The following is a 13,778-nucleotide window of genomic DNA, read 5'->3' on the forward strand; positions in this document are numbered from 1 at the left end:
ATCAAGCGGTTGCCCTAGTATTGCGGCGCTGGGCCGGCGTTTTCATGCTACGAATGCTGATCTACTGATGCCTAGACAGCCGCCGCGCGCGGCGACTGCCGAATGTCATCAAATGGTCATAAATCTCACGGTTGCAGTCCGCGACGCTCGTTCGGCGTGAGCGCCTGCAGCTGCGGCGCCGTCAACGGTCCCGCGCCCAGCACCTGCACCACGCCGGCCGGCTGGTAGCTGGACGCCTGCGGCTCGCCGCCCGTGTGCTTGCCCACGCCGCCCTCGTCCGCCTGCTCGTTGCCAAAGCCCAACACCTTCACCGTGAACAGCGACGGCAACGCCTGGCGCGTGGCGGCCCGTTCGCGCTGCAACACGTCCTGCGCCGCCGTCACGGCCTGCGTCGCGGCCGCGCTGGCATTGCTCAGTGCTCCCACGTTCACCGAGGCGATGGTTGGCATGCCCGTCGACTTGCCCTGCACCTGGATGTTTTCCGCATTCACCACCTGCAAGGCCGCCAGGTTGACGTTGCCCGAGACGCGGATGCCCGCCTCGCCCGCATCGATGGTGCCCAGCGGGGCGATCAGGTCGATGTCGCCGGGCGGCACCTCCGGGATCGGATTCAGGGTGGCGATGCCGGCGCCCGTCGTCGGCGTGCTCGGCGACAGGCTGACGAGGCCGATGCTGTCGTAGGCGCGACGCTGCGGCGTGTAGACGACGGTGGACTTGGTGCCGCGGCCCGCGTTGATGTCGCCCGTGGCCGACCAGGCCAGGATGTTGCCGCCGAAGGTGGTGAAGATGCGGCTCTGGCCCAGCAGGATGCTGTCTTTCGCATACATCTGGATGTCGCCCTGTCCCTGCGTCAGCACGCCCGAGCCTTCGCCCGGCGCATAGCCGCCGTCGACGCCGATCAGCGCGCGCCCGCCCGGCACCGTGATGCCGATGTCGCCGCCGAAATCCGTGTGGATGCCGGCATCGTTGACGGTCACGTAAGGCACGTTGTAGTCGGGGCGGCCCGCCTCGGCCCATTCCTGCGGACTCAGGTAGCGCACGCCCGCGACGGGACGCTTGGTGTACACGCCGCCGTATCCGCTGACGGTGTACAGCGCGCTGCTGAACATCGTCAGGTCGCCCTGGTACTCGATCTTCTTGCCCGCCTTGTCCTGCGCCGGGAAGAGGGTGGCGATGGCTACACGGCCGCGCAGGTAGCTGCCGCGGCGCACGCCGTCCGGATCGTTGTACTCGCGCCCGGCCGCCTTCAGCTCGGCAAAGTAGACATTGCTCAGGTAGACCTGCTGCTGTTCCTTCGGCAAGGCGGCAAAGAAGCTGCGCGCATCGGTGGCCGGGTCGTAGCGGATGCCCAGGCCGCTGTCGCCGCCAAAGCGCGTCGTCAGCCAGTTCACCAGGTGCAGCTGGCTGACCTGCGCGTATTCGCGCGCCAGGTCGCGCCGCACGCCGCCCGTTTGCTGGCCGGCCTTTTCCAGTTCGGCCTGCTTCGTGCCGAGGAAGGCGGCAGCGCCCGCCTCGTCGCCTTTGTAGCCAAACTGGCCGCGCAGCCAGTCGGCCAGGGTCAGCTTGCCGCCGTAGACATACACGGCGCTGCCGGCCTGGTCGGCCAGCGGCTTGCCTGGGTCGGCCAGCTTGGCCGGGTCCAGGTAGCGCGCCGCGAAGGCCGCATAGTCGGGACCGTTGCGGCCCACGCCGGCGGCCACGCTGATGCCGGCGCCATCGCCGCGCTTGTCCTGGCCGACATGGACGATGGAGCCGAGGCTGCGCAATTCCGCCTTGTCGGCCATGTACAGGTCGCGCCCGGCGCTCACATTGAGCTGGCCCGGCCCCGCCACATAGAAGGTGCTGTAGCGGATGTCGCGCCCGGCGCTGACGACGGAAACGTCATCGGCATGGCGGTGCACGAACAGATTGCCGCGCGCCGACGAGCTGCCGAAGACGACCGGCTTTTCCGGCAGCTCGGGACTGTTGGCAAAGGGCTGGCCGGTCCATCCCGCCGCGCCGTCTGGCACGCTCTCGACGTTGCCGAGCGGCGTGCCGGAGTTGACGATGTCGCGTCCGGCGCGCACGGCCACGGCGCCGCCGCCCTCGTACCACAGGCCCAGGGCGCCGCTGACGCCCTTCAGGTTGCCCCGGTACACGATACCGCCCGTGCGCAGGCCGACGATGTCGCCGCTGTTGGCATAGAAGTGCGCAGGCAACTGGCTTGCCGGCACATAGTCGGAGACCGTCGGCGGCGTCATGCTGAACAGCGGATACACTTGCTGATTGGCATCGCTGGCGCCATTCGACGTCGTACCAAACCATTTCAATGCCCCCGGCGCCAGCGCATCGGCGCTGACGTTATGCAGCGGCAGCAGGCCGAACCAGACCTTGTCCAGTGCGCCGACGAAGCCCGGATTGAACGGATTCGGCAGCATGCGCGGGTCGGCGCCCGATGGCGTGATCGGATAACCGGCCGCATGGATGGAGTCGGCGGCCAGCATTTCCAGCTGGCCCGTGCCCGTCCTGACAAATTGCGGCGCCACCGGCGACGGCGCCAGGATCACGCCGTTTTGCGGCATGTCCACCTTGCCGCCATCACCACCCAGCCTGCCCAGGCTGGCATTGCCGTAGTACAAGCTGCCGCTGGCGGCCACGGCGCGCAGCACGGACGGCATGACGAAGCGCCCGTCCGTCGGCGCGTGGTTGTCGCCGGGCGTCGCATTGATCCAGGACGAGGTGGGCGTCAGGTTGCCGCCCGCGCTGAACAGGTCGATGGCCGTGGCCGGCGTCCACAGCGAGAACCAGCTCCAGCCTTCGCCGGTGCGCTCCACGCCCTTGTAGCTGAACGGCGAACCATAGCCCAGTTGCTTCGCGCGGCCCGCATCGGCCACGCCGCCCAGCACCACGTCGCCGCGCGCATCGATGCGCACGCCGCTGTCGCCCGGCACCAGGATCGGTCCGCCGCTGGCGATCGCCGTGCCCGCCGTGTAGGTTTCGTACGGCCGCGATTCCGTCGGATCGGCGCGGTCGAAGCGCAATTCGATACCGCCCACGGCGCCCGCTTCCAGGCGCAGCGCGCCGCGCAGGTTGGTGAGCGTGCTGTTCAGGCCAGGCACCTGGCGTTCGAAACGCGTGTTCGGGTTAGGACGGTCGCTATTGCCGTCGAAGCTGCGCACCTCGGCCACGGGGTTCAGCCCGCCGCCGATGCGGATATCGAGGTCGCCGCCGCCCGTCAGCAGCAGCTTGCCGTCCGGCGTCACCCTGCCCGTGCTGCCCACGGCCACGTTCAGGCCCTGGCTGCGCGGCGCGAACTCGCCGCCCGGATCGGCGCGCGAGGCCAGCATGCCGGCGTCGCCACCCGCCTGCAGCAGCAGATTGCCGCCGCCCAGGGTGCCGATGCCCGTAAAGCCCGACAGCCCCGGCAAGCCCGAGAACAGGTCGACGCCTTCGGGACGCGCGACATAGGTGCCGAAATTGATCCACCATGCCGTCGGCACCCCCGCGCCCGTGTTGCCGCTGCCCTGGCGCCACAGCCAGGTGCCGATGTCGCTGGTATCCTGCTGCGCGCGCAGCCAGCCGATCGCATCCTCGCGGCGCTGGGTGAAGCTAGCCAGCGTATCGCCCTTGACGTCGCCCTGGGCGCGCAGCAGCAGGTTGCCGCCATGCTCGGGATACCAGGCGCGGTACAGGCTCTGGCTGCCGCCATCGACGAACGGCGTAAAGTCCTGGCCCAGGGCCCCCAGCAGCTGGCCCTTGGCGTTCAGGCCGCGCGGCAGGTTGAACAGATCCTTGCCGTCCACCAGCGGCGAGGCCGACTGCGTGCCCGCCGTGTAGACGCCATACAGCGACCGCATGTCGAAGTCGCCCGCGGCCAGCAAATCGAGGTCGCCCGTGCCCGTGCGCAGCACGCTGAACAGGGGCTGGCGCGCCGGCTCCACGGTCGTCACGTAGTCGGGCGGCGTGCCGTCGGCCACCTTGACCACCAGATAACCATAGCTTTCCAGCATGTTTGCCTCGTCGCCAAACCAGCTGATGTCAACCTCGCCTTCCGGCCATCCTTCGGCAATCGCCGCCTCGCTGAAGATATATTTGTTTGGCGAACCCGTGCCCGGCACGATGGAAGTCACCGCGCCCAGGCCGTAATGCGCATCGGCCAGCATCAGATGCGCATCCTTCGCATGCGGTTTCAACGCGCGCGTGTCGGCCGCCGCCGTATCGGCGCCGCCCACCAGGCGCAGCGACCACGCTTGCGAACCCTGGGCCAGCATGGGCGCCAGCGCCAAGTTGCGGCCCTGGTTGCCGCTGCCATCCTCGCTGCGCAGCGACACCATGGTGACGTCGCCCGGCAGCCTGACCACGGTGCCGGCGGGCAGCACGCTGCCCTTGTCCAGCGCCAGCGCCGAGGCCAGCACCACGCCATTGACGGCATTCGTGCTATCGGCCACGTCCCACGGCCGGCCTTCCGGGAAAGGCAGGGCCACGTTGGCCGGCCACACCATGGCCGCCACCCGGGCCGCGCCGGGCAGGCGCAGGCCGGCATCGAGCTGCATGCCGCTCGATAAGGTCAGCGCCTTGGGCAAGACCGTGCCGGCCGCGTACAGCACGCTGCCGTCGGCATTGCGCACGGCACCGCCCAGAACGCTGCCTGCAGGCAAGTCCAACTCCGCCGTCAAGGTGGCGCGCGCCGCCAGCAAGGTGCCGCTGCGCAACTCCATGGCTTTCATCGGCACGGCGAAATTGACGCTCGTGCCCGATTTGAAATACGTGTCTTCAGCCAGGGTCACCAGGCCCGCTTGCGGCACGACGACCTCGCCGCCCCACGGCAGCCGGCCTTTCACCAGCTGCCAGCCCTTGTCATCCATCGTGACGGGCAGGGCGCTGGTATCGAATCCATCCGTGATGCTGCCAAAGACGCTGAGCTTGCCGCCGGCGCGCAGCACCAGCGCGCCGGCCTCGCCCGAACCGTACACGCCGCTCAGGCGCGCCAGCGGATTGACGCCGTCGTAGCGGTGGCCGGACAGGTCGATGTCGCCATCGATATGCAGGTCGCCGCCCGGCGTGGCGCTGACGATCTCGACGCCGGGGCGCAAATGGAAAGCATTGGCGTCGCCGCGCAAGCCGCGCAGCTTGTTGTTCATCAAGTTGCCGTTCGCCAGCGCATTGGCCATGAAGACCTGGCTGTCCCCGTGCTTCTCGTCCAGGTAAGCCTGGTTGATGCTCTGGTAGCTGCGGCCGTCCGCATCCTTGCCCGTGCCGGCGGGCGCATCCTTGTATTGCCAGAAGGCATTGACGTTGATCGTGCGCGCGCCGGCGATGTTCAGCGCGCCGGCCGCGTCGATGTCGATGTCGTCGCCCGTGGCGCCGCCCAGGCGACGCGCGTTCAGGTCGATGCTGCCGTAGTTGCCGCCCTTGTCTCCGCTGCGCAGGTCGAAACGCGCGCCGGTTTCCAGGGTCAGGCGGCCGCCCGGCGACGCCAGTTCGATCACGGCGCGGTTCGGCGCCTCGATCACCTGGCCATAGCTGTCCGTGCGCAGCAGCGTGCCGTGCGCATCGAGCACGGCGCCGGATTGGATGGTGACGCCGTCGCGGCCGGCCAGGCGGATGCTGCCCACCTGTTCGCCGCTGGCGTCGATGCGGCCGTTCACCGTCAGGCTGCCGCCGTCGACGGAGACGCTCACTTCGCGCGCCTTGAGCTCGTCGCCGATGGCCAGATTGCCCTGTTTGAGCTGGAAGCTGCGGCTGCCGAATACCTTGCCCGTGTTCAGGCGCTGGTTCAGGCCAGCGAAGTCGCCGATCCGCTGGGCGCGGATTTCCGCGCCGCCGGCCGCGTAGGCTACCTGGGTGCCGCCCGCGTCATAGCTGCCGCTGGCGCCGCCCAGCAGGCTGCCGCGCAAGTCGGCCGTGCCGGCCGCCTCGCCCGTGGCGATCACGCTGAGCTTGCCGGCGCGGTTGTTCACGGCCGACACGTCGATCACGGAAGCGGCCGCCTGGCGCACGTCGCCCTCGCGGCTGTCGAGGATTACGTCGCCGCCCCAGCTGTACTTGCTCGTGTCGTAGAAATCGATCTTGCGGCCCGCCAGGTCCAGCTTGGCCTTATCACCCAGCAATACATCGCGCTCGGCCGACAGGGTCAATTTCCCGCTCGGCAAGACCACCGCCGTATCCACGCTGACGCTGTTGCCGGTCAGGGCCACTTCGGCGCCCAGGGCGCCGGCCAGCGCCGCATTCGTCGGCGTGGCGGCGGCGGCACCGGCCGGTGCGCTCACCTTGAGGTCGCCGCCCGCCGTGAGGCGGTTGACGGAACCGGCCGCGCCCGTCAACAGCGGCGTGTTGATCAGCAAATCGCCGCCGCTGTAGTGATAGCCATTGGTGGCCGTATCCCACGCGCTTTGCGACTGGTAGACGGACAGGCTGCCCTTGTTGTTGGCCGTCAGCTGTTCGCTGGCATTGAGCGCCACCTGGCCGAAGCCCAGCACCAGGCGGTCCAGCTTGTGGATGGTGTCGGGACGGCTGTCCGGCGTGAAGCCGAACTCGATGCGCTTGGCATCGACCTGCAGACGGCCGCTGCCCGTGCCGGGGCCATTGGCGACGACGGCGCCGGGCGCATTCGTCGCGCCCTGCCACACGAGGGTGTCCGTATGGATGCGCGCCAGCGCGTCCGTGCCGCCATAGCCGTAGATGGCCGGCGTATTGAGCACCAGGCGCGACAGCGACGACTTGCCCGTGGCCGCATCGATGGTCGACAGCTGCGACGAATCATAGAAGTTGAAGGAATTGCGCGCCGTCAAACCCAGGTTTTCCAGCGCCGGTGCGCCCGTGCTGGTGTCGCCGCGCAGCAGGCGGTCGAGCACGCCCTGGTTCAGCGCCAGGCCGTCCGGCAAGGCGCCGCGGGCGCTGGCGTCCGCCAGGGACGCCTCGCTGCCCACATTGATCGACCCCATCGCCAGCACCAGGTTGCGCGTGCCGTAGCGCACGTTGTCGCGCAGGGTAAACGCGCGCTCCGTCACGGCGGCGATGGTGCCCTCGGAATACAGCGAGGTGCTGCCGCTGCAGGCGCCGCCCGTCTTCGCGCAGGCGCCGATATCGATGATGCCGGGGCCATACGATTCGGACGACGGCGGCGCGGCCGGCAACATGTCCAGCCAGCCGTTCGAGACGGCCAGCACGCTGCCCATGGGTTCGTACACATAGCCGTCGCGGGAATCCCAGGCGGCCTTGCCGCGGCCCAGCGTATTGATGCCGGAACCCTGCTCGAGGACGATGCCGTCGTCTTTTCTCGCCGTCACCAGAAACACTTCGGCCGCCTTCAGCACGGCGCCGTCGCGCAGCACGATGCCGCCCGCCGATTCCTTGATGGCGGCGATATTGGCGCGCTGGTTGCTGCCCGTGCCAAATTCGCTGTAGGTCACGCGCGGCAAGCCGCCGATGCCCACGCGCTGGGCGCCGAAGGCATTGATCTGCGACGCATGCACGGAGACGCCATTGAAATCGGCCAGCGGCGCCGTGCCGTCGGCCAGCACTTCGTAGCGGGTCGACGCATGGTTGCCCGTGCCCAGCAGCAATGAGCCGCCGAAGCCGCCCTCGGCCGGCGCGTACAGGGCGCTGCCATCCATCATCAACGGCGTATGGTTGTCCATGACGCTGTGCACGGACGGGGCGATCAGCTGCACGCGCACGCCCTTGGCATCGCGCTCCAGCGCGGCGCGCGGCACGCCGTCGCGCGTGGCCTGCGCCACGGCGAAGGCGGCATAGCCCGTTTCATTGTATTGCGAGTAGGTACGCAGCATGTCGGCCGGCGTCAGGATGGCTTGCTGCGCCACCGCGTCGCGGATCGCCGTGCCGGCGATGCCCGTCTGCGCCGCGGTGGCAAACGAGCCATTGCGCATGGCGATCGTGCCGCCCGTCTCGACGGCGCCGGCCAGGCCATTCAGTTCCACGCGGAAAGCACCGGGCAGCAGGGCGAAATTCGATGGCAGCAGGGTGTAGGTGCCGGCCGCCAGGCCGGGCACGCCCGCGGCTATGGTAATCTGGCGTCCCACGGCGGGCTTGCCCGCGCCCTGCTCGGCCGTCAAAGGCGCCACGTCCGGCTGCACGCCGGGAATGATGGCGTACACGGGGTTGGTGTTCAGGCCGGGCAGGGTAAAACCGCCGTTCGGCTTCATCTGCACCAGCGGATTGAGGCGCGCGTCGGTGGAGCCGCCGCGTCCGGCCAGGAAGGCCGCGCCCGTCAAGGTGCCGCCGCCCGACATGTCGAGCACGGCGCCTTGTTGCACGTCGATGGCGGCGCCCGTCAAGGCGATCTCCGGGCCGTTGCCCACGCCCTTGAAGACGACATCATTGCCGTCATACAGGTAGCTCAAGCCATCGAGCGTGCCGCCGTACGGCATCGTCAAGCCTTTTGCGCTGACGGACGTCAGGCTGCCAGGCAACAGGTTGACGCGGCCCGTGTAGGCTTCATAGCCATCGGCGCCCAGGTTGATCTGGCCCAGCGGCGCGCGCAGCACGCCATGCTGGTTGATGGTGGGCGCAACCAGGCTCAGGGTGCCGAACACGGAGAACGGCTGGTTCGGCGTGGCGCCGTCGCCGCTGCGCCCGATATTGAGCGTGCGCAACGGGTCGAGCGAGACGCGGATATTGCCGTATTCGTCGATGCCGCTCTTCTGGCCCACCGTGACCATGCCGCTGTCGCCCGTGGCCGGGTAGATCTGCGCGGCGACCAGGGTGGCATTGCCCGGCTGGTACAGGGCGGCGCTGTTCGACAGGCGCATGTCGCCGCGGCTGTTCAGGGTCAGCTGTTCGAAGGCATCGCGCTCGACCACCAGGTCGGCGCCGCTGCTCTGCGCAATGGTGCCGCGCGTGCCCATGTTGACCTCGCCCGCGATATCGAGCATGCCCGCATCGATCTGCAGCAGGGAATCCTCGGCCACCAGCGGCACGCCCAGCATGCCGCGTCCCTTGCCCAGGTTCTTCGAGCCTTTCACGGCATTGGGCACGATGTAGTCGTCCTTCTGCGCGCGCGATGCCGTTCCCAGGCGCACATACGGCGCCGCCAGGTGCACCTGGCTGGCAAGGCTGGCCGCCTTGTCCTGGCCATCGGGCAAAGGCTGCTGCGCCAGCCCCAGCGAACTGGCGCTCAGGCGCAGGCTCTGGCCCAGCGACAGATTGACGTCGCCGTCAAAACTGAGCATGCCATTCACGTGCAGGGCCAGGTTGTCGAAGCCGCCCGCCTGCACGCGGTCGGCGCCCAGGCGCGCGCTGCCGTAGCGCAGCGCCGCATCCTGCTGGCCGGCGCGCAAGTCGTCGGGCAAGACGCTCTCGCCCTGCACCTGCGCCAGCTGCATTTCACGCGGCACGCGCACCGCATTGTCCACGTTGTCGCCTTGCAAGTTGTAGCGGTTGACCTTGCCATAATTGGGCGTGTCCAGCGCCAGCGCCAGGGTGCCGCCGGCCGCACCGGCGCCACCGGCAGCGGCGCGCAGGGTGCCGTCGGCAAAGATGCCGTTATACGAACTGAGCGAGATCAAACCGCCGTTGCCGGCCACGTTGACGCTGCCCTGGTTCGGCAAGTCCAGCGTGGCGTGCGCGCCGCTGGCGTCGAGCAGCGCGCCCGGACGCACGACGACAAAGGCATCGGCCGCGTCGACGCTGGCGGCGTCAGCCTTGTAGCGGGCACCGATTTCGATGCTGCCGCCCTGGTCGGCGCGGCCATAGCGCCCGCCCCGCATGTCGGTGGCGACCGTGGCGCGGCCCGCGACATCGAGCACGGCCTTATCGCCGATCCAGATCGACGTGGCTTGTCCCTTGCCGTTCGGTACGTCCACCTCATTGCCCGTGCCAAACGTGCCTGGCAGGACGGCGATCTTGCCGCCCCAGGCTGCGAGCTTGCCGTCGATGGTGATCTGGTCATTGCCCGTCAGGCTGATCTGGCGGCCCGGATCGACCTGGATGGCGGCGCCCTCCTGCACCACCATGCCGCCCCTGACGTGCGGGCTGCCGGCCGTCAGCGACAAATTCGCGCCGGCGCGCTGCGTCAGGCTGGCCTTGCGCGCATCTTCCTGGTACAGCTGCGGCGTCCACAGTTCCAGCGCGGCGCCAGGATCGGTGCCGCCCGCCACCGCATGGCCCGTGGCGGGATTGAAACGCAGCACGGGCATGGCGACGTCGATATGCGCATCCTTGACCACCACGACGCCATCGCGGCCCGTGACGGCGTAGTCGGCAAAACCGCTCTGGAACAGGCTGGCGTCCAGCGCCAGCATGGGCTGGACGGCGACATCGCGTCCCAGCGCGATGCCGGCCGGCAGCAGCAGGCCGCGCGGCGCGCGCAGGTCGTCGGTGGCGATGCTGCCGGCCGCATACTGCGTCGTCACCGGCTGGATCGGCAAGCCGTTCGGAAAGACCGCCGCCGACACCACGAAACCGGGATTCAAGCCATTGATGACCGTCAGCACGCTGCCGGCTGGAACGGTGGAACCAGCCCAGACATACGTCTTGTTGTCGATGACGACGTGCGCGCCTGGCGGCAACAGCAGGTCGGCACCCAGGACCAGCGGTTTCTGCACCGACACATCCACCGTCACGGGTTTGCTCAAGGCCTGGCCCGGCTTGATCAGGCTGGTGGTCAACGCGAAATCCAGGGGGATCTTCTCGCCCTTGGCGATCGGGAATTCATCGGCCAGGCGCAGGGCCAGCGGTGAACTGCTGCCGGCTGGCAACACGTCGCCTTCGAGCAGCTTGCCGCCGATGCTGACGGCCGCGCCGCTGTCGATGACCAGGCGTCCGCCGCCCTTCACGCCATGGCCGCGCAATTCGCCGTCGAGCTTGAGCATGGCGCCCGTCGGCGCTTTCTCCGTCGGCAGGTCGACCGCCAGGGTGATGTCGCCGCCGCGCCCGCCCTGCAGGCTGCCATTGCCCATCAGGGTGGCGCCGGACGAGACGTCGATGACGCTGCCGCCGGCCAGGTCGATGCCGCCCGAGCTTTTCAGTACGACCTTGCCGCCATTGATATACGGCAAACCGGCGACGGCGCCCGGATCGAGTTCCAGGTTGTTCCACAGGCCGCGCGCATCGAGACGCACGCCGGGCGCCACGCGCACGCCGGCCGTTCCCGCGGGACGGTTGGCCGGCACCAGCTTGCCATCGGCCCAGACCGCGCCCGCATCCGCCAGGTAGCGCGAAACGATGTCGCCGGCGGCGATGCTGCCGCCGCGCGCGCTCACGTTGGCCTTGATCGCCACGTCGGTGGCGTGCAGGGCGATGTCGCCGCCATCGGCCACGCGCAGGTCGGCGTCGACGCTCACGCTGTCGTAGGCATACAGTTTCAGGGCGCCCAGCTCCAGCCCGTTGAGCCAGTCGGCGTCGAGCTGCAGGGTCTTGCTGCGCGCGGCCGGCAAGGCGTCGGCCAGCAGCTGGCCATCGGCGATGCCCGCTACCTTGCCGATTTGCACCTTGTCCAGCACGGCTTGCGGGCTGTCGCGCAGCTGGCCCGTGCGCGTATCGAAGACGGGCGTCATTTTGCCCACGATCAGTTGACCGGCGCGCGCCGCCGACGTCTGCGCCTGCTTGTAGCTATCCATGCCCTCATCGCGCTTGCGCTGCTGGCGCTCGCCCTGGAACACGGACGTATCGATGTCGCCTTCCAGCACGGCCGCGCCCGTGGAAACGATCAGGCGGCCCGCGTCGCGGCCCACCGTGTAGCCGTTTTCCAGGCGCTCGCGCGGGCCGATCAGGGCATTCGCATGGGTTTCCGTCGTGTTCGCGCCCCAGCGCGCATGCGTGCTTTCATAGCCGCGGTACAGGCCCGTGTACAGATTGTCGCCCGGCGCCGTGCTCAGCTTGTACATGGCGCCATCGGCGCCCTTCAGCCACGTCTGCTTGACCATGCCCGTCTGCACGTCGAGCGAGCCGCCGGCGATGTTGATGCGCGAACCGGCCTGCGTCACCACTTCGCCGCCGCCAAAGCCGACGGTGCCGCCCTGGGCCGCCCATTCGCCGATGCCGTGGCCGCTGGTGTTCAGGTAGCCGCTCACTTCCAGCAAGCCGCCGGCCGTGTACCAGCGGTCCGTGGCGTAGCCATTCGTGCCGGCCGGCACCAGCACCAGGTCGCGGCGGTCAACCCACACGTCGCTGTTGTTCAGGTATTTCGCGTCGCGGCTGCCCGGTGCGTCACGCTGTTCGTTGCCTTGCACATTGATCAGCACATTGTTGCTGCTCATGTCGACCTTCACACCGACGGCGCCCGAGACGTCGATGGCGGCGTCGCGCGCCACGTGGCTGCGGCGGGCCGCATCGACCAGCACCTGGCCGCCCGTGGCCAGGGTCAGCGAATCGCCTTCGAACTCGACGTTGCCGGCCGAAACGATGCGCACCAGCGACTGGTCGCGCCGGTCCTGCGGCGTGTCCGTGCCCTTGCCCGTGTCCTTCAGCAAGGTATCGCGCTGCACGTCGAGCGCCGTGGCGCCGTTGTCGTCGATGACGATGGCGCTGACGCTGCCGCGCGCCAGGGTGACGCCGGCATTCTCGCCCGCCGCCGCCAGGTGGATGCTGCCGCGTCCGTTGACGCTGGTGCTCGACAGCAGCACGCCATCCTGGCGCAGCGTGTTGCCGCTGAGCGTGATGTCGCCGCCGGCCGCCTGGATCAGCCCGTTGTTGACGACGCTGCCCGCCTTGCTGTCCGCCACGCGCAGCATCTCGACTTCATTGCCGCGCGTGCTCGAATACTGGTTCTTGTCCGTGCCCTGGCCCGGGCGCACGACGATGGCGTCGCCGGCGGCCAGGGTGGTCTGGCCATTCGGCGTGGTGATGGCGCCCGCGTTGTCGACGCTGCGGCCGGCCAGCAGCACGTAGCCGCCGCCTTCCGTCACCGTTTGCGGCTTGCGCGTGTCGATGCGCGCGCCGGCGGCGACGACGACGTCCGCCTCGGCCGCGCCATGCGTGTAGGTATTCTGGCCCAGCAGCAAGTCATTCGCGAAGGTCGGCACGGCGCCCGTGCCCTGCGCCTTGCCGTACAGGCCGCTCTTGAACTGGCTGTCGCTCATGCCCATGGCGGCCGCCGCCAGATTGCGCGTATCGACCTGGCTGCTGCCCGTAAACACGATGCCGTTGCGGTTGACGATCATCACCGTGCCGTCGGCCTTGATCTGGCCCTGGATCTGGCTGGGGCGCGCCAGCGGATCATTGACGCGGTTCAATACGGACCAGTTCGATTTCTGCTCGAATTGCAAGGTGGTGTTCTTGCCGACGTTAAAACTTTCCCAGTTCAGTATCGCCTTGTCATCCGTCTGCACGACCTTCACGACGGTCTTGCCGTCGGCCTGGGTCTGCACGGGTCCCTGGGCATTGAGCCAGCCGGCCGTCAGGCTGTTCGTGTCGACCTGCAAGCCGCCCTTGGCCAGGCCATCGGGGGCGCCGCCCGCCGCCAGCGCCGCCTGGCGCGCGGCCGCCTGCACCGCCTGCTCGGCGGCGATGCCGCGCGCGGCCAGCAACAGGTTATTCAGCGATTGCTGCAGCTTGCCTTCGGCCTTTTGCTGCTGCAGCAGGGGATTGTTCAGCGCTGTGGCCGGCTGGCCATTCGGCAAGCGTCCCGTGGCCGCAGCCGTGCCCTGGTTGGCGCCCTTGCCCGCGAACCAGGCACCGCTGAACGGCTGCTGCGCCTGCGCGCCGCCCGCCTGCAGCAGCATGGCGATGGCCAGCGCCAGCGGTTTCAATCGCACCGGGCGACCCGTCTGGCTGCCCGCCATGGCGGAGGAGGATGCGTGTTTCGTGACCGACTTGCTTCGCTGCATGGCGACATTCCC

Annotated in this window: 1 protein-coding gene; it reads right to left on the bottom strand. The window is 68.9% G+C overall.

Annotated features, from left to right (window positions below):
- Nucleotides 1–125: 125 nt before the first annotated feature.
- Nucleotides 126–13,766 carry a filamentous hemagglutinin family protein gene (locus AC07VL_RS24325; protein WP_494808114.1) on the bottom strand — a complete coding sequence of 4,547 codons (13,641 nt, stop codon included), beginning with the start codon at nt 13,764–13,766 and terminating at the stop codon, nt 126–128.
- Between the last annotated feature and the right edge of the window lie 12 nt (nt 13,767–13,778).

The organism is Janthinobacterium sp. GW821-FHT03C08 (assembly GCF_059420905.1).

Excerpts from the sequence above, each read along its gene's own strand:
- AC07VL_RS24325 (WP_494808114.1), bottom strand. The coding sequence starts at position 13,766 with ATGCAGCGAAGCAAGTCGGTCACGAAACACGCATCCTCCTCCGCCATG.